Source organism: Enterobacter sp. SST3, assembly GCF_000286655.1.
GTDB classification, from domain to species: Bacteria; Pseudomonadota; Gammaproteobacteria; order Enterobacterales; family Enterobacteriaceae; genus Enterobacter; species Enterobacter roggenkampii.
This window is the reverse complement of sequence record NZ_ALNS01000044.1, coordinates 1-16,409: the sequence shown is the minus strand read 5'-3', so window position 1 is coordinate 16,409 and position 16,409 is coordinate 1. Positions and strand designations below refer to the sequence as shown.

Annotated in this window: 16 protein-coding genes, 1 other RNA gene and 1 pseudogene; 12 read left to right on the top strand and 6 right to left on the bottom strand. The window is 57.6% G+C overall.

The window, feature by feature from the left end; translation table 11 throughout:
* Window positions 1-50: 50 nt before the first annotated feature.
* Together queC and B498_RS01290 are read right to left on the bottom strand one after the other, a co-directional pair.
* Window positions 51-746, bottom strand: coding sequence for a 7-cyano-7-deazaguanine synthase QueC (gene queC / locus B498_RS01285; RefSeq protein ID WP_008503311.1), 696 nt, complete (start codon window positions 744-746; stop codon window positions 51-53).
* Window positions 747-812: 66 nt separating this feature from the next.
* Window positions 813-2,513: an SgrR family transcriptional regulator gene (locus B498_RS01290; RefSeq protein WP_008503310.1), complete on the bottom strand. Its 1,701-nt coding sequence runs from the start codon at window positions 2,511-2,513 to the stop codon at window positions 813-815.
* A gap of 101 nt (window positions 2,514-2,614) precedes the next feature.
* On the opposite strand from B498_RS01290, the gene cof reads away from it, so the two are divergent.
* Window positions 2,615-3,433 carry an HMP-PP phosphatase gene (gene cof / locus B498_RS01295; RefSeq protein WP_008503309.1) on the top strand — a complete coding sequence of 273 codons (819 nt, stop codon included), beginning with the start codon at window positions 2,615-2,617 and terminating at the stop codon, window positions 3,431-3,433.
* A gap of 40 nt (window positions 3,434-3,473) precedes the next feature.
* Here the strand turns inward: cof and B498_RS01300 are convergent, their stop codons facing one another.
* On the bottom strand, window positions 3,474-4,520 hold the full coding sequence (locus tag B498_RS01300; protein WP_008503308.1) for a PLP-dependent cysteine synthase family protein: 1,047 nt from the start codon (window positions 4,518-4,520) through the stop codon (window positions 3,474-3,476).
* 115 nt (window positions 4,521-4,635) lie between these two features.
* On the opposite strand from B498_RS01300, the gene B498_RS01305 reads away from it, so the two are divergent.
* The 5 genes from B498_RS01305 to amtB all read left to right on the top strand — a co-directional run bounded on the left by B498_RS01305 (window position 4,636) and on the right by amtB (window position 10,555).
* A complete protein-coding gene (locus B498_RS01305; protein WP_008503307.1) occupies window positions 4,636-5,094 on the top strand; it encodes an Lrp/AsnC family transcriptional regulator in 459 nt (152 codons plus the stop codon).
* A gap of 30 nt (window positions 5,095-5,124) precedes the next feature.
* The gene (locus tag B498_RS01310; RefSeq protein WP_008503306.1) at window positions 5,125-6,897 is read left to right on the top strand and encodes a SmdA family multidrug ABC transporter permease/ATP-binding protein; all 1,773 of its coding nucleotides are present in this window, start codon (window positions 5,125-5,127) and stop codon (window positions 6,895-6,897) included.
* Entirely contained in the window at window positions 6,890-8,671 is a 1,782-nt protein-coding gene (locus B498_RS01315; RefSeq protein ID WP_008503305.1) for a SmdB family multidrug efflux ABC transporter permease/ATP-binding protein, read from the top strand. Before B498_RS01310 ends, B498_RS01315 begins: the two co-directional genes overlap by 8 nt.
* Window positions 8,672-8,891: 220 nt before the next feature.
* Window positions 8,892-9,230 carry a P-II family nitrogen regulator gene (gene glnK, locus B498_RS01320; protein WP_008503304.1) on the top strand — a complete coding sequence of 113 codons (339 nt, stop codon included), beginning with the start codon at window positions 8,892-8,894 and terminating at the stop codon, window positions 9,228-9,230.
* Between the two features lie 35 nt (window positions 9,231-9,265).
* Complete coding sequence (gene amtB / locus B498_RS01325) at window positions 9,266-10,555, top strand: ammonium transporter AmtB (protein WP_008503303.1); 1,290 nt, start codon at window positions 9,266-9,268, stop codon at window positions 10,553-10,555.
* 95 nt (window positions 10,556-10,650) lie between these two features.
* Here the strand turns inward: amtB and tesB are convergent, their stop codons facing one another.
* Window positions 10,651-11,511 carry an acyl-CoA thioesterase II gene (tesB, locus tag B498_RS01330; protein WP_008503302.1) on the bottom strand — a complete coding sequence of 287 codons (861 nt, stop codon included), beginning with the start codon at window positions 11,509-11,511 and terminating at the stop codon, window positions 10,651-10,653.
* Window positions 11,512-11,714: 203 nt separating this feature from the next.
* On the opposite strand from tesB, the gene B498_RS01335 reads away from it, so the two are divergent.
* Entirely contained in the window at window positions 11,715-12,242 is a 528-nt protein-coding gene (locus tag B498_RS01335; protein ID WP_008503301.1) for a YbaY family lipoprotein, read from the top strand.
* A 32-nt stretch (window positions 12,243-12,274) separates the two neighbouring features.
* Here the strand turns inward: B498_RS01335 and B498_RS01340 are convergent.
* Window positions 12,275-12,672: pseudogene (locus B498_RS01340) on the bottom strand (MGMT family protein).
* 84 nt (window positions 12,673-12,756) lie between these two features.
* On the opposite strand from B498_RS01340, the gene ffs reads away from it, so the two are divergent.
* The 3 genes from ffs (at window position 12,757) to B498_RS01350 (ending at window position 13,579) form a co-directional block, all read left to right on the top strand.
* An RNA gene (gene ffs, locus B498_RS22620) (signal recognition particle sRNA small type) lies at window positions 12,757-12,853 on the top strand.
* A gap of 262 nt (window positions 12,854-13,115) precedes the next feature.
* On the top strand, window positions 13,116-13,367 hold the full coding sequence (locus tag B498_RS01345) for a hypothetical protein (protein ID WP_008503299.1): 252 nt from the start codon (window positions 13,116-13,118) through the stop codon (window positions 13,365-13,367).
* Window positions 13,364-13,579, top strand: a complete 216-nt coding sequence (locus tag B498_RS01350) for a hypothetical protein (protein ID WP_008503298.1) — start codon at window positions 13,364-13,366, stop codon at window positions 13,577-13,579. The genes B498_RS01345 and B498_RS01350 overlap by 4 nt, the downstream gene beginning before the upstream one ends.
* Before the next feature lie 83 nt (window positions 13,580-13,662).
* Here the strand turns inward: B498_RS01350 and B498_RS01355 are convergent, their stop codons facing one another.
* Window positions 13,663-15,084, bottom strand: coding sequence for a PLP-dependent aminotransferase family protein (locus B498_RS01355; RefSeq protein WP_008503297.1), 1,422 nt, complete (start codon window positions 15,082-15,084; stop codon window positions 13,663-13,665).
* Window positions 15,085-15,170: 86 nt separating this feature from the next.
* Between B498_RS01355 and B498_RS01360 the strand changes: the two genes are divergently transcribed.
* Window positions 15,171-15,782: a YczE/YyaS/YitT family protein gene (locus tag B498_RS01360; RefSeq protein ID WP_008503296.1), complete on the top strand. Its 612-nt coding sequence runs from the start codon at window positions 15,171-15,173 to the stop codon at window positions 15,780-15,782.
* Between the two features lie 78 nt (window positions 15,783-15,860).
* On the top strand, window positions 15,861-16,409 hold a 549-nt coding region (locus B498_RS01365; protein ID WP_008503295.1), incomplete at its 3' end, for a LacI family DNA-binding transcriptional regulator.

Sequence of the window (16,409 nt, the reverse complement as noted above, 5' to 3'; positions counted from 1 at the left end):
GCTTACCCGTGCTGTCGACACCTGTTATGCGACAGCACGGTCAGGTCGCCCTATTTAAGCCCGGTTTTTTTCTGCATTGCGGCCATCACGCCGGCTTTATCGGCAAGATAGTGGTTCAGCCCGTTAGCGCGCAGATTACAGGCGGCGCACTGGCCGCAACCGTCGCCTTTAATGCCGTTGTAGCAGGTAAGGGTTTCGCTGCGAACCAGGTCCAGCTTGCCCCAGTAGTCGGCCAGCGCCCAGGTTTCGGCTTTATCCAGCCACATCAGCGGGGTTTCAAAGCGCGTCTCTTTCGCCATCCCCAGATTGACGGCGTGATTTAACGCCTTCACGAACTCATCACGACAGTCCGGGTAGCCGGAGAAGTCTGTTTCACACACGCCCGTGATCACCGCTTCGGCTTTTACCTGGTAGGCATAAATTGCCGTCAGGGTGAGGAACAGAATATTGCGGCCCGGCACGAAGGTATTCGGAATGCCGCTGGCATCGGGTTCGTAGTCCGGGACGGGAATACTGTCCCGGGTGAGGCTACTCACGGCCAGTTCATTTAACAGCGTAACGTCCAGCACCTTGTGCGCGCGTGCGCCCAGTTTCAGGGCCAGTTCACGGGCAACGTCGATCTCAGCGCGATGACGCTGACCATAATCGAAAGTGACACAGTGAACTTCATCGTACTGATGAAGAGCCTGGACCAGGCAGGTAGTAGAGTCTTGTCCTCCGCTGAACACGACGACGGCACGTTTCATAAATCATCTCGACTGTTACGGTAAAAACGTTATGTTACCGTCTGCCTGTGGCGGCGACCAGCTTCTTCACGATTTGGGGGCGGGCAGCCAGGCTTCGGTAAAATCAAACCAGCCGCGGGTGTTGAGGCGAATCCCATTCACGCCCGGCGGCGCGCTGATCTGATACTGATAATTAAAGAGCGGCGTCAGCACCGCATTTTCCATTAATCGGCTAAAAATGGCCTTCAGGCCCGCGTGCCGATCCCGAGCCTCGGCCTGAGTCTGTACCGCATCCAGCGTGGCTTGCAAATGGGCGTACGCCGGTGCGCTTAACACGTGTGGCCAAAGCGTATCGCAGCGCAGCCACTGCTCAAGCGTATACGCTGGCGCTTCGCCAATCAGCCTGTCGCCCATCATGATGTCTGCTTCGGCAAGCTGCTGGCATCCGTCCCACGTCTTGGCGTCATGAAAGATGACGGTCAGCTCACAACCCTCTAGCGCCAGGTACGTCTTCAACTGGCTGGCCATGGTGTGAAGCTCAACGGGAAGATGGTAAACCAGCGTCAGTGCTTCAGGCAGGGCAACATCGGTTAAATCAGTCCATTCGGGGATTGTCCAGCCGGGAAGCAGTTCCCCGGTGGGGGTGATGAGCCCCTCGTTTAGCGGAAGCGTGTGGAGAAGCCTGGAGTGATGAATGATATTAATCAGCCGCTTTGCCTGGTTCTCACTCAGGCGTGCGCTCTGTTTTAGCGTGAGGTAACAGAACCCCAGGCTGGTGCTGCTGCTTACCAGCCGCAGACTTTCCAGCTCGTCGGCCTCACCAATCGCGATTTGCACCGGGTGACGGCAGCTGGTACCCAACCTGTGATCAAAAAGCTGGGGTGTGATCCAGTATTCGATGGCTTTGAGCAGCGGATGGCTCAGGTGGTACTGCTCATGGCTTTCCAGACGAACCAGGTCGGGTTCAAAGGCGACCAGCCGAAAGGGGCCGCTGCCAATCGTCGAATGGTCGGGATGCGCCAGACGGCTACAGTAGGTTGCCAGCCTGTGCGGCAGCCAGTAGTCCGGATGATGCAGCGTAAACGTCAGGCACTGCGGATGCGTTGTTTCGATACAGAGGACGCTCTGAAACAGAGTGCGCAGGGCGGGAAGCGTCAACAGCGCGGTCAGGCTTCGCTGGAGATGCGCCGTTTCAATTTTATCGCCGTTATGCCAGTGCAGCGTGGAGCGAATGTAGAAATGCCAGCGCAGTCCATCATCCGACACATCCCAGTGATGCGCCAGATCGCCCGTCGGCTCACTGCTGTTGCCGTGAAATCGCGTCAAACCTGAGAAGACTTGCCCTGCCAGATGCTGCTCTGCCCGACCCGGTAAAAAGCCCGGCTGAAGCGGCTCCAGTGAGCGGTAGTAGGGAATGCGCAGCGTCGGCGTGTCGTTTTGCCACTGCCCACCCAAAAACGGGTGCAGCAGCGCACGCAAATCTTCGGGAGCAAGCTGCGCCAGCTCGAGGGCGTTATGCTGCTGCCCGCTTTTTAGCGCTTCTTCCATCATCGTATTGCGCAGTGATTCCGGAGTGACGTGAAACGTCAGCGCACCGCGCCTTCCTCGCCCGGATTGCGCGCGCCAGGTCAGCCAGCCCGCCTCCTGGGCCTGACGCAGCAGAGTACGGACATGTCGCTCGCTACAAAAGCAGCGGCTGGCAAGTTCATTTACGGTTACCTGCTGCGGCGCGCCAGCGGAAGGTTGCCACAGGCGTTGATACTGGTTAAGACGGTTAAGCTGGCGCATAAGAAACCCGGAACAATAATTCTCATCTATTCACTATTACTTCCGTATATCTCACACGATACTGATGCACAAGTTAACCGCATCACATTTCGGGAGTAATCATGGCTCGGCTCGCTGCATTTGATATGGACGGTACGCTGTTAATGCCGGATCACCGTTTAGGGGAGAAAACCCTGAACACGCTGAAGCGCCTGCACGAGCGTAATGTCACCCTGACGTTTGCCACCGGGCGTCATGTTCTGGAAATGCGCCATTTGCTGGGCGCGTTTGCCCTCGATGCCTTTCTGATCACCGGCAACGGGACGCGAATTCACTCTGTAGAAGGCGATGTGCTGTACCGACAGGATCTCAACCCGGAAGTGGCGGATATCGTGCTGCACAGTACCTGGGACACGCAGGCCAGCATCCACGTCTTTAACGATCGGGGCTGGTTTACCGGAAGCGACATCCCGGAATTATTGCACGCGCATGTGTATAGCGGTTTTAAATACCAGCTTATCGATCTGCGTCGGATCCCCGCCCATGCGGTGACCAAGATCTGCTTCTGCGGCGATCACGACGATCTCTGTCGCTTACGGATCCAACTGAATGAGGCGCTGGGCGACCGGGCGCACCTGACCTTCTCGGCGGTGGATTGCCTGGAAGTGCTGCCGGTGGGCTGCAACAAAGGTTCCGCTCTGGCGGTGCTGAGCGACCACCTGGGATTAACGCTGCAGGAGTGTATGGCGTTCGGTGACGCCATGAACGACCGCGAAATGCTGGGTAGCGTAGGTCGCGGTCTGATCATGGGGAATGCGATGGCGCAGCTGAAAGCAGAACTTCCCCATCTGCCGGTTATCGGTCACTGCCGTAATGAAGCAGTGTCCCATTTTTTGACGCATTGGCTGGACAATAACAACCTCCCATATTCCCCCGAATAGTGAGACCCTTCCAGCAAGCCAGACTTCGGTCTGGCTTTTTTTATTTCAGCAGTTGAGCAATCTGCGCCTTCCAGGGGGCGATATCACCGATGTTGGCCTGCACCCACTCCGCATTGTAGTAGGTCTCGAGATAACGCTCGCCGCTGTCGCACAGCAGCGTGACGATGGAACCGGTGCGTCCCGCTTCGCGCATACGTGCGGCAAGCTGCAGCGCGCCCCACATATTGGTGCCCGTCGAGGCGCCCACTTTGCGGCCCAGCTGCGTTTCCAGCCAGTGCGCCGTTGCCACGCTGGCGGCATCCGGCACGCGCATCATCTCGTCCACAACGTCGGGGATGAAAGAGGGCTCAACGCGCGGACGGCCAATCCCTTCAATCTTACTCCCCACCGGGCTGCGCAGACCGGCATCGCGGTTTTGCCAGTAGTCGAGGAACACGGAGTTCTGCGGGTCAACTACCATCAGCTGGGTATCGTAACCCTGACAGCGGATATAGCGTCCGATCGTGGCTGACGTACCGCCGGTACCGGCGCTCATCACAATGTAGGACGGAACCGGATGCGGTTCGTGGGTCATCTGGCGGAAAATACTGTCGGCAATGTTGTTATTCCCGCGCCAGTCCGTTGCGCGCTCGGCGAAGGTGAACTGGTCCATATAGTGGCCGTTCAGCTCACGAGCCAGCATTTCAGAGGCGGCGTAGATTTCGCAGGCGCTTTCCACAAAGTGGCAGCGACCGCCGTAAAATTCGATCTGTTCGATTTTGCGTTTTGCGGTGCAGGAGGGCATCACCGCAATAAACGGCAGGCCCAGCAGGCGGGCGAAATAGGCTTCGGACACCGCCGTTGAACCGGAAGAGGATTCAATGATGGTGGTGCCTTCTTTAATCCAGCCGTTACATAAACCGTATAAAAACAGCGAGCGCGCCAGGCGATGCTTCAGGCTGCCGGTAGGATGAGTGCTTTCATCTTTCAGATAGAGCTGAATGCCGTCAAATCCCGGCAGGGAAAGGCGAATCAGGTGCGTATCCGCCGAGCGCTGATAGTCGGCATTGATTTCGCTGATCGCATGTTTAACCCAGGTGCTATTCATCGTCGTTATCCGTTTGTCATTTTGTGCCTAGCATAGCGAAAAGCACAGAAAAAATTGTTGCTATCTGGCCTTTAAAATAGAATTAAGGGAGAAAAATTTTCTCTGTGAGGTGAGTATGCTAGATAAAATTGACCGCAAGCTCCTTTCATTGCTGCAAAGTGACTGTACCCTCTCTTTGCAGGCGCTGGCAGATGCCGTTAATCTGACCACCACCCCGTGCTGGAAGCGGCTTAAGAAGCTGGAAGATGACGGTATTCTTCTGGGGCGCGTCGCGCTGTTAGATCCTGAAAAACTGGGGCTTGGGTTGACGGCATTTGTGCTGATAAAAACCCAGCATCACAGCAGCGAGTGGTATTGCCGCTTCGTTACCCAGGTGTCTGAGATGCCCGAAGTGCTCGGTTTCTGGCGTATGGCCGGCGAGTACGATTACCTGATGCGCGTCCAGGTGGCCGACATGAAGCGTTATGATGACTTCTACAAGCGGCTGGTGAACAGCGTGCCGGGGTTATCGGACGTCACCTCAAGCTTCGCTATGGAACAGATTAAATACACCACAGCATTACCCATTGAATAACTTCGTAAAATACCTTCAGGAACAAACCGCGTGCGATTATTTGCCCAATTAAGCTGGTACTTTCGTCGGGAGTGGCAACGCTACCTCGGTGCAGTCGCCCTGCTTATTATCATTGCTATCCTGCAGCTGATCCCGCCGAAAGTGGTGGGCTACGTCGTGGATGGCGTCACCGAACAGCATTACACCACCGCACGGGTGTTGATGTGGGTTGGCACGCTGGTGCTGACGGCGGTCATTGTTTATCTGCTGCGCTACGTCTGGCGCGTGCTGCTGTTTGGTGCGTCCTATCAGCTGGCCGTTGAGCTGCGTGAAGATTTTTATCGCCAGCTGAGTCGACAGCATCCCGAATTTTATCTGCGCCATCGCACCGGGGATCTTATCGCGCGCGCGACTAACGACGTCGATCGCGTGGTCTTTGCCGCCGGGGAAGGGGTGCTGACGCTGGTGGACTCGCTGGTAATGGGCTGCGCGGTGCTGATCGTCATGTCAACGCAGATCAGCTGGCAGCTGACCCTGCTGGCGCTGCTGCCGATGCCGCTCATGGCGCTGGCGATCAATCGCTACGGCGAACAGCTGCACGAGCGCTTCAAGCTGGCGCAGGCGGCGTTTTCGTCGCTGAACGATCGCACCCAGGAGAGCATGACCAGCATCCGCATGATTAAAGCGTTTGGTCTGGAAGACCGGCAGTCCGCGCTGTTTGCCGCCGATGCGGCCGACACGGGGGCGAAAAACATGCGCGTCGCGCGTATTGACGCGCGATTTGATCCAACGATTTATATCGCAATTGGCATGGCAAATATGCTGGCGATTGGCGGCGGTAGCTGGATGGTGGTGCAGGGCACGCTCACCCTGGGCCAGTTGACCAGCTTTGCCATGTATCTGGGGCTGATGATCTGGCCGATGCTGGCGCTGGCCTGGATGTTTAACATCGTGGAGCGCGGCAGCGCCGCCTACAGCCGTATTCGCGCCATGCTGGCCGAAGCGCCGGTGGTCAATGACGGCAGCGAAGCGTTGCCGGAAGGACGCGGCGTCATGAAAGTCGACGTCCGCAAGTTTATCTATCCGCAAACGGAACATCCGGTGCTGGAGAACGTCAGTTTTACCCTTCAGCCGGGCCAGATGCTCGGCATCTGCGGCCCGACGGGATCCGGTAAAAGCACCGTGCTGTCGCTGCTCCAGCGCCACTTTGACGTCACCGAGGGCGATATTCGCTTCCATGATATTCCGCTCACCAGCCTGCTGCTGGATGAGTGGCGTGGTCGCCTGGCGGTTGTCAGCCAGACGCCGTTTCTTTTTTCTGACACCGTGGCGAACAACATCGCGCTTGGTTGCCCGGCAGCAACGCAGGAAGAGATCGAGCATGTGGCGCGTTTAGCCAGCGTACATGATGATATTTTGCGCCTGCCGCAGGGCTACGACACCGAAGTCGGGGAACGCGGCGTCATGCTGTCCGGCGGGCAAAAACAGCGTATCTCCATTGCCCGCGCGCTGCTGCTCAATGCCGAGATCCTGATTCTGGACGATGCGCTCTCCGCCGTGGACGGCCGTACCGAGCATCAGATCCTGCATAACCTGCGCCAGTGGGGCGACGGACGCACGATAATTATCAGTGCCCACCGTTTGTCAGCGCTCACCGAAGCCAGCGAAATTCTGGTTTTGCAGCACGGCCATATTGCCCAGCGCGGGCAGCATGACGCGCTGGCAGAGCAGCCGGGCTGGTATCGCGATATGTACCGTTATCAGCAGCTTGAGGCGGCGCTGGATGATGCGCCGGAGCAGGATGAGGAGGCCGCCAATGCGTAAGCTCGGAACGATGTGGCCGACGCTCAAACGTCTGCTGGCCTACGGCTCGCCGTGGCGTAAACCGCTCTCCGTTGCTGTGCTTTTACTCTGGATTGCGGCGATTGCCGAAGTGAGCGGGCCGCTGCTCATCAGCTACTTCATCGACAATATGGTCGCCAAAAGCTACCTGCCGCTCGGGCTGGTGGCGGGATTAGGCGTGGCCTACGTTGGCTTACAGCTGACGGCGGCAGGATTGCACTATGCGCAGTCGCTGCTGTTTAACCGTGCAGCCGTAGGCGTGGTTCAGCAGTTGCGTACCGATGTGATGGACGCGGCGCTTCGCCAGCCGCTCAGCGAATTTGATACCCAGCCGGTCGGGCAGGTGATTTCGCGCGTGACCAACGATACCGAGGTGATCCGCGATCTGTATGTCACCGTGGTGGCAACCGTGCTGCGCAGCGCGGCGCTGATTGGCGCGATGCTGGTGGCGATGTTCAGCCTCGACTGGCGCATGGCGCTGGTGGCGATCACCATCTTCCCGGCGGTGCTGATCGTCATGGTGATTTACCAGCGTTACAGCACGCCAATTGTGCGCCGGGTGCGCGCCTATCTGGCCGATATCAACGATGGCTTCAACGAAGTGATCAACGGCATGAGCGTCATCCAGCAGTTCCGCCAGCAGGCGCGCTTTGGCGAGCGCATGGGCGAAGCCAGCCGTTCGCACTATATGGCGCGTATGCAGACGCTGCGCCTGGACGGTTTCCTGCTGAGACCGCTGCTGAGCCTGTTCTCGGCGCTGGTGCTTTGCGGGCTGCTGATGCTCTTTGGCCTGAGCGCAAACGGTACGATTGAAGTGGGCGTGCTGTACGCTTTCATTAGCTATCTGGGACGCCTTAACGAGCCGCTGATCGAACTCACTACGCAGCAATCGATGCTGCAACAGGCGGTTGTCGCCGGTGAGCGCGTCTTTGAGCTGATGGACAGGCCGCGCCAGGCCTACGGCAATGACGAGCGACCTCTGCAAAGCGGGGCTATCACCTTTGATAACGTCTCGTTTGCCTATCGCGAAGACCGTCTGGTGCTGCAGGACATTACGCTCGATGTGCCGTCACGCGGTTTCGTCGCGCTGGTGGGCCATACCGGCAGCGGTAAAAGCACGCTCGCCAGCCTGCTGATGGGCTACTATCCGGTCACGCAAGGCGAAATCCGCCTCGACGGACGCCCGCTCGCGTCGCTCAGCCACACGGTGTTACGCAAAGGCGTTGCGATGGTGCAGCAGGATCCGGTCGTGCTGGCCGATACCTTCTACGCCAACGTAACCCTGGGACGGGACTATTCAGAAGCGCAGGTTTGGGCGGTACTGGAAACGGTGCAGCTGGCAGAGCTGGCGCGCGGGTTTAGCGACGGGATCAACACCAAGCTGGGCGAGCAGGGCAACAACCTCTCCGTGGGGCAAAAACAGCTCCTGGCGCTGGCGCGCGTCCTGATTGAAACGCCGCAGGTGCTGATTCTGGACGAAGCCACGGCCAGCATAGATTCTGGAACCGAGCAGGCGATTCAGCAGGCGCTGGCCGCCGTACGCGACCATACGACGCTGGTGGTGATTGCTCACCGGCTCTCCACCATCGTCGACGCGGACACGATTCTGGTGCTGCATCGCGGACAGGCCGTGGAGCGCGGTACGCACCGCGAGCTGCTGGAAGCACAAGGGCGCTACTGGCAGATGTACCAGCTGCAGCTGGCGGGCGAAGAGCTGGCCGCCAGCGTGCGTGATGAAGAGTCCCTTAGCGCCTGATGCACTAAAATGAGGCGCCGCGCTAACAGTCATTCCTGTTGGTGCAAAACTGAAACGCACCCTGCACCGGCATGGTGCGTTTTTTTTCACCGGTTCATTTATCAGAACCGTGTAACGCACATCGCACCGCGATTCCCTCACGTTTTCATTTCTGGCACATCCCTTGCAATACCTTCCGCGTAAGCTGCGGCCATTACCGAATTCTGACTGGAGGGGATCTATGAAGCTGGTTACGGTTGTAATCAAACCATTCAAACTCGAAGACGTGCGTGAAGCATTGTCTTCAATGGGTATTCAGGGACTGACTGTCACCGAAGTGAAAGGCTTTGGTCGTCAGAAGGGTCATGCCGAGCTTTATCGCGGGGCGGAATACAGCGTTAACTTTCTGCCAAAAGTAAAAATTGATGTCGCGATTGCTGACGATCAGCTTGATGAAGTCATTGATGTCATTAGCAAAGCGGCCTACACCGGCAAAATTGGCGACGGCAAAATTTTCGTTGCCGAACTGCAGCGCGTCATTCGCATCCGTACCGGCGAATCTGACGAAGCGGCACTGTAATTAACGCCTGGCACACAGTGATAGGGATCGAGAAAATGAAGATAGCAACACTTAAAACGGGTCTGGGTTCGCTGGCGCTGCTGCCGGGCCTGGCGCTGGCTGCTGCCCCTGCGGTGGCCGACAAAGCCGATAACGCCTTTATGATGATCAGCACCGCGCTGGTGCTGTTTATGTCCATTCCGGGCATTGCGCTGTTCTACGGCGGTCTGATCCGTGGCAAAAACGTTCTCTCCATGCTGACGCAGGTTGCCGTGACGTTTGCACTGGTCTGCGTGCTTTGGGTGGTTTACGGTTACTCTCTGGCGTTCGGCACGGGTAACGCGTTCTTTGGTAACTTCGACTGGGTGATGCTGAAAAACATTGAACTGACCGCGCTGATGGGCAGCTTCTATCAGTATATTCACGTGGCGTTCCAGGGCTCGTTCGCCTGCATTACCGTCGGGCTGATTGTGGGCGCGCTCGCCGAGCGCATTCGTTTCTCTGCGGTCCTGATCTTCGTGGTGGTCTGGCTGACGCTCTCCTATGTGCCGATTGCGCACATGGTCTGGGGCGGTGGTCTGCTGGCCACGCACGGCGCGCTGGACTTCGCGGGCGGTACCGTTGTCCACATTAACGCCGCGGTCGCGGGTCTGGTGGGCGCTTATCTGATTGGCAAACGCGTGGGCTTCGGTAAAGAGGCGTTCAAACCGCACAACCTGCCGATGGTCTTTACCGGTACTGCGATCCTCTACTTTGGCTGGTTTGGCTTCAACGCCGGCTCAGCAAGTGCGGCCAACGAAATCGCCGCGCTGGCCTTCGTGAACACCGTTGTGGCCACGGCGGGTGCAATCCTCTCCTGGGTGTTTGGCGAGTGGGCGGTGCGCGGTAAACCTTCCCTGCTGGGGGCCTGTTCAGGTGCGATTGCCGGTCTGGTTGGTATCACCCCTGCGTGTGGTTATGTCGGTGTCGGTGGTGCGCTGCTGGTCGGCCTGGTGTCGGGTCTGGCGGGTCTGTGGGGCGTCACCGCACTGAAACGAGTTCTGCGCGTGGATGACCCTTGCGATGTGTTCGGCGTGCACGGCGTGTGCGGGATTGTCGGCTGTATCATGACCGGTATCTTCGCGGCGAAATCGCTCGGTGGCGTGGGCTACGCAGAAGGCGTCACTATGGTTCATCAGGTGCTGGTGCAGCTGGAAAGCATCGCTATCACCGTGGTGTGGTCTGCGGTCGTCGCTTTCATCGGCTACAAGCTGGCGGACATGACGGTCGGCCTGCGCGTACCGGAAGAGCAGGAGCGCGAAGGTCTGGATGTGAACAGCCACGGCGAGAATGCGTATAACGCATGATCTGAGTGTCTTGCCGGGTGGCGGCTTCGCCTTACCCGGCCTACAACAGCACAAAACGTAGGCCCGGTAAGCGTCGCGCCACCGGGCTTTTTACATCAACCTCTGTTACGCATCACCCCTTCCTGCACCGTTGAAGCGACCAGCACGCCGTCCTGAGTATAAAACTCCCCACGTACAAACCCGCGGGCGCTGGATGCCGACGTACTCTCCACGCTGTAGAGCAGCCACTCGTTCATGTTGAAGGGACGGTGGAACCACATCGAGTGATCGATCGTCGCGACCTGCATCCCTTTTTCGAGGAAGCCGACGCCGTGCGGCTGCAGCGCCACCGGCAGGAAGTTGAAGTCAGACGCATAGCCTAGCAGATACTGATGGACGCGGAAATCTTCCGGCACGCTGCCGTTGGCGCGGATCCACACCTGACGCTTTGGCTCGGCGGTGTGGCCCTTCATCGGGTTGTGGAACTCGACGGGGCGGATCTCAAGCGGCTTATCGCAGAGAAACTTCTCTTTAACCTGCGGCGGCAGCAGATGCGCCAATGCGCGAGCGATATCCGTTTCCGATTTGAGATCGTCCGGCGAGGGGGCAGGGGGCATGACTTTCTGATGCTCATAACCCGGCTCCGGCGCCTGGAAAGAGGCGGTCATGTAAAAGATCGGCTTACCGTTCTGGATGGCCGCGACGCGGCGCGCGCTGAAGCTGTTGCCGTCTCGCAGAACTTCAACGTCATACACGATGGGTTTCGCGCTATCGCCAGGGCGTAAAAAGTAGCTGTGGAATGAATGCACCAGACGGTCTGCCGGGACAGTCTCCTTTGCAGCGTACAGCGCTTGTCCAACGACTTGCCCACCGAAGACCTGGCGTAAGCCTAAATCTTCGCTCTGTCCGCGAAAGAGTCCTTCCTCAATTTTTTCCAGATTCAGTAATGTCAGCAGATTGTTCAGTGCCTGACTCATAGTTGTCCTCAATAAACCCCGTAGCGAAAGATAGGCAGAGTATAACGCAGAAATGAAAGTGGTCCGATGGGTAGAATAATCTGAATATCGGGATGATTTCAGGCATTAATCAGTGAGTTGTGCCACACTTAAAAACGTTATGTGATTGAAACGACATCGGATGGGATCGATCCCGCTGGTGCATTGATGATAAGGAGACTTCAATGAAACTCGTGCCTATGCTAAGTGGTGTAGCGATTGCGGTGGCGTTGTCCGCCTGTGCCGGTAAGAGCGCCCAGGTGCCAGTGCCAGCAGCTGACCCGAACGGGATTAATACCCTTTCGCAGCAGTCCATTCAGCAGCCTAACGTTTCCGGTACCATCTGGATTAAACAGAAAGTTGCGTTGCCGCCGGATGCGGTATTAACGGTGACGCTGTCTGATGCTTCCCTGGCCGACGCGCCGTCGAAAGTCGTGGCCCAGCGTGCCGTCCGTACTGAAGGCAAGCAGGCGCCGTTTAGCTTCGTGTTGCCGTATAACCCGTCGGACGTGCAGCCTAATGCCCGTATTCTGCTGAGCGCAGCGGTCACCATCAACGGTAAGCTGGTGTTTATCACCGATACGGTCCAGGAAGCGATTAACAACGGTGGAACCAAAATCGACCTGAACCTGGTGCCAGTACAGCAGACCGAAGTGCCGGTCGCACCGCAAACCAATCAGCCGTCTCTGCCAACCCCACCGACGCAGATGTAATAGGGTTATTCCCCTCTCCTTCGGGAGAGGGGTCAGTACACCCACCGGTACTTCTGTAAATCGATCTGACCCGACCCTGACACCTGCACCCCTTCTGAAAGTAACGCCTGACGCTGCCGCTGGAGATCCGGCCCGGTGAGTGAGATGGCGCCATGACGGTTCACCACTCGATGCCAGGGCAACGTACTGCCTTCCGGCAGCCGTTTCAGGACGCCTCCAACCTGTCGCGCCGCGCGCGGGGAACCGGCCAGGCGCGCGACATCACCATAGGTGGTGACATAGCCCTCCGGGATTGAAGCCACGATTTGCCATACGCGCTGTGGAAAAGAGTCCTGCTCGTCCATACTTTCACCTGCGGGGAGTTTCTGGAGAGCCATGGTAAACGAAGATCGCCCTGATTGCTGCGCCTGTTTGCGCAAGAAACCAGCATCCGGTTCCTGGCGGCTTGCAATTGGGCCTTCGCACAGGGATAATGCGCCAGCGCGTTGGTTATCAACGCTCTCAATGGGGGCTCTGTTGGTTCTCCCGCAACGCTACTCTGTTCACCAGGTCAGGTCCGGAAGGAAGCAGCCAGGGCAGACGACGTGTGTGCCGGGATGTAGCTGGCAGGGCCCCCACCCATTTCTGAGCCTCTGCGTTCTTCCCTGATTTTTGCCTCTTCCCTGGACGTTATTCCCTAATAAGATTAAGCCTATAGCATGTAATATATATTTCATCGCGCTGAAATATTATTGTCATAAACCTGTAATAATAGACTGGCATTTTATAATCGGACGTCTATTTTCTGCCATACTTCAAAAAAATATATATCTGGATAACATTGTTAACTTCGTGTATTAAATAAAGTACTTATTCCGAAGGGAAGTGACAAACATGGCTACAGCGGTATTAAACGTTAAGATTGATGACGCGCTAAAAGAAAGGCTTCGCCACTATGCGGAAGTGAATAACGAGAATTTAAGCGTGACGACAGAGAAACTGCTGCTGCTGGCGTTCGAGGCAGTAGAAGAGGCGGGAGTATCGGAAGAGGATATTGATAATCAGCATACGGAAGAAGAGAATGTTTCTCCATTTACTCCTAAAGAAATCAAGGCTCTACGTAAACTTCTGAAGAAGAAAAAATGAAACAACAACTGTCAACTGCCAGTGACTACAAAGAGGCCTGCGATTTGTTGCGTTCAGGCTACGTGAAGCATGTACGTCTTGGCTGGAATGTCGGAAGTGATGAGTTCTTTCGTATTGCGTCTGACTGGTGTGATACTGGCGCAAAAATAAAGAAAGACGGTGAAAACTTCGTTATTTCACTGAAAGGGTTTCCTATTCCTGCTCAGCATTAATTCCTGACTGGTGAAAACAGCTGACTGTATCCATGACAGTCAGCTGTTTTTATTTTTTATGATCGGCTTCAAACTTTTTGCTATTAAATCACGCTGCGTTTAACGGCTGGCACGTTTTTATTCAGGGCGAGCCATAACGGTTTAATCCTCAGCAGCGCCTGTTCAAGCTCTGTCGGCTCGAGCGAGAAGGGCATCCGCAAATAGCGGTCAAACGCACCCGATAAACCAAACCGCGTACCGGTCCCCAGATTTATCCCCAGAATCTCAGCCCGCGCGGCAAGCTGCGTCGCCAGCATGCCGGGGAGCTCAATCCAGTATGAGAGCCCGCCCTCTGCTTCATGGAATGTCCACTCCGGGAAATGTTCACGCAGCAGTTCACCGCATCGATCGCGTCGTTCCGCCAGCATTTTGCGGCGTGCGGGTAGAAACGTCTCGCTGTTGTTGATGAGCCACAGCGCCGCCAGCTGTTCCAGCAGCGGCGAGCCTAAATCCAGCGTATCGCGCGTCTGGGCAAGCGTGGCGATCGTGCGCGAGGACGCGCGGATCCAGCCGAGACGCAGCCCGCCCCAGAAGCTTTTTCCGGCAGAACCTAAGGTGATGACGGTGGCCTGCGGGTTAAAGGAGGCCAGCGGGGGCGGAGGAGGGGCGTCAAACCAGAGATCCACCATCGTTTCATCCACCACCAGCGTCGTACGGGTTTGCGCAGCAATGTCGGTAATGGCCTGACGGGTCGCGACATCCATGCAGCGCCCGGTGGGGTTATGAAAATCAGGCATCAGGTACGCCAGGCGCGGCGCGGTTTGGGCAAGCGTGGCGGCGAAGCCGTCCGTATCCCAGCCCGTTTCCGGCAGCGACACCCCCACGGGCCGACACTGCGCGCCCTGAATGGCGGCAATCGCCAGCGGATAGGTGGGATGATCGACCACGACGCGATCCCCGGGCCCGGCCATCATCCGCAGGACCAGCGCGAAGCCGCTGACGGCGCCATTGACCACCATTACTTCGTCCGCGCGGGTGGGAAGGCCCCGCGCGGTGTAGCGCGCAGCGATGGCCTCCCGCAGCGTCGGCAGCCCTAGCTGATCGTAACCCGTCAGCGCGAGGTGCTGCGTAATGGCCGTGAGCGCGTGGGTATACGCCTGGTGGATTTCCGGCCCGGCATTGAGGGCGGCAGTGGAGAGATCCAGTGCGGCACTCGCCGCGGAAAGCGTGGGAACGGCGCGCGTATCCGGGAGGATCACGCGTGACCCGCTGCCGTGGCGGCTTTCAAGATATCCCTCCTCGCGCAGATGGGCGAGGGCGCTGCTGATGGTGGTCCGGCTCACGTCCAGCGCCGTGGCCAGCTCGCGCTCCCCCGGTAGCCGTGTATTCAATGCCAGACGTCCGTCAAGGATTAACAGGCGCAGCGCATCGGCCAGCTGTCGCCAGAGCGGCGTGCGGGATGAGGTTTGCTGCCAGTGGCCTAAAAGGCGTACCAGAGACTGGCTTCCGAAGCGACGTGACGACATGTGCAGTCCACTATTTGAAAACTGGACATTAATCATAGTGCCATTTTAGGTCAGGATGAAAGTCTGGTTCACTGGAGAAGATAAAAATGGTACGTCGTCTGCTACAACTCTATGTCGGTTTAGGGCTGTATGGCCTGTCCACCGCGATGTTTATTCGTTCCGATTTGGGTGTCGATCCCTGGGATGTTTTTCACCTTGGGGTGGGGATACAGCTGGGGATGACTATCGGAATGGTGATCATTTTAACCGGTGCTGCGGTGCTGCTGCTGTGGATCCCCCTGCGCCAGATGCCGGGCCTGGGCACCATCAGCAACGTGATTTGTATCGGTCTGGCGGCGGATGCCAGCATGGCGCTGATCCCGGAACTGGACTCGTTACCTGTGCGCATCGCTTTCCTGGTGTCGGGTATCGTGATGAACGCAATTGCGACCAGCATGTACATCGGCGCCGGTTTTGGGCCAGGCCCGCGCGACGGCCTGATGACCGGCATTCATGCCCGGCTGGGATGGTCCATTCGCAGCGTGCGTACCTCCATTGAGGTGTCCGTCCTGCTGATTGGGTGCGTGCTTGGCGGCACGTTTGGGGTGGGAACGGTAGTGTACGCCCTGACCATTGGCCCACTTATCCAGCTCTGTCTGCCCTGGTTCCGCCAGAAGCCGAGCGTTGCTGAAATTGCGCAGCCGGAGCGGGGTGTTTAATTTTGCGAAGCGCTCACATGTTTTAACGGCGTCGCTGTGCAACAATGATGCACTACGACTCACGCGATGCCACAATGCATGAAAGCAATCACTCTCTATGACGTTGCCCTCCTTGCGGGGGTTTCTTATCAAACCGTCTCTCGCGTCATTAACAACGCGGAGCATGTGTCTGCCCGCACGCGGGAAAAGGTACAGCAGGCGATGGCGGAATTACACTACGTGCCTAACCTGCGCGCGCAGCAGCTGGCGGGTAAACGCACCCGCACGCTGGGTCTCATCACCACCGATCTGGCCCTGCATGCGCCCTCGCAAATCGTGTCGGCCGTGAAATCACGGGCGGCGGAACAGGGGGCGAGCGTCCTCATTTCGATGGTGGAGCAGCCGACGCAGTGTCAGGGCGCGCTTCAGGCGCTGCTGGCGCAGCGGGTGGACGCGCTACTGGTAAACGTTCCGCTCGACGATCCTGACGCCGAAGCGCTCAGGGCGCTGGCATCGCCTGTCCCGGTGCTGTTCCTTGATGTCTCGCCTTCAGCACAGGTAAACAGCCTCGTATTTAACGCCGTACAGGGGGCACATCTGGGCGTTGAGCATCTGCTGTCGCTGGGGCATCAGCGCATTGCCCTGCTG

Coding starts and splice junctions, on each gene's coding strand:
- B498_RS01335 (WP_008503301.1), top strand. CDS start 11,715: ATGAAACTCGTGCCTATGCTAAGTGGTGTAGCGATTGCGGTGGCGTTG.
- B498_RS01315 (WP_008503305.1), top strand. CDS start 6,890: ATGCGTAAGCTCGGAACGATGTGGCCGACGCTCAAACGTCTGCTGGCC.
- cof (WP_008503309.1), top strand. CDS start 2,615: ATGGCTCGGCTCGCTGCATTTGATATGGACGGTACGCTGTTAATGCCG.
- B498_RS01355 (WP_008503297.1), bottom strand. CDS start 15,084: ATGTCGTCACGTCGCTTCGGAAGCCAGTCTCTGGTACGCCTTTTAGGC.
- B498_RS01345 (WP_008503299.1), top strand. CDS start 13,116: ATGGCTACAGCGGTATTAAACGTTAAGATTGATGACGCGCTAAAAGAA.
- glnK (WP_008503304.1), top strand. CDS start 8,892: ATGAAGCTGGTTACGGTTGTAATCAAACCATTCAAACTCGAAGACGTG.
- B498_RS01360 (WP_008503296.1), top strand. CDS start 15,171: ATGGTACGTCGTCTGCTACAACTCTATGTCGGTTTAGGGCTGTATGGC.
- B498_RS01305 (WP_008503307.1), top strand. CDS start 4,636: ATGCTAGATAAAATTGACCGCAAGCTCCTTTCATTGCTGCAAAGTGAC.
- amtB (WP_008503303.1), top strand. CDS start 9,266: ATGAAGATAGCAACACTTAAAACGGGTCTGGGTTCGCTGGCGCTGCTG.
- B498_RS01350 (WP_008503298.1), top strand. CDS start 13,364: ATGAAACAACAACTGTCAACTGCCAGTGACTACAAAGAGGCCTGCGAT.
- queC (WP_008503311.1), bottom strand. CDS start 746: ATGAAACGTGCCGTCGTCGTGTTCAGCGGAGGACAAGACTCTACTACC.
- B498_RS01300 (WP_008503308.1), bottom strand. CDS start 4,520: ATGAATAGCACCTGGGTTAAACATGCGATCAGCGAAATCAATGCCGAC.
- tesB (WP_008503302.1), bottom strand. CDS start 11,511: ATGAGTCAGGCACTGAACAATCTGCTGACATTACTGAATCTGGAAAAA.
- B498_RS01290 (WP_008503310.1), bottom strand. CDS start 2,513: ATGCGCCAGCTTAACCGTCTTAACCAGTATCAACGCCTGTGGCAACCT.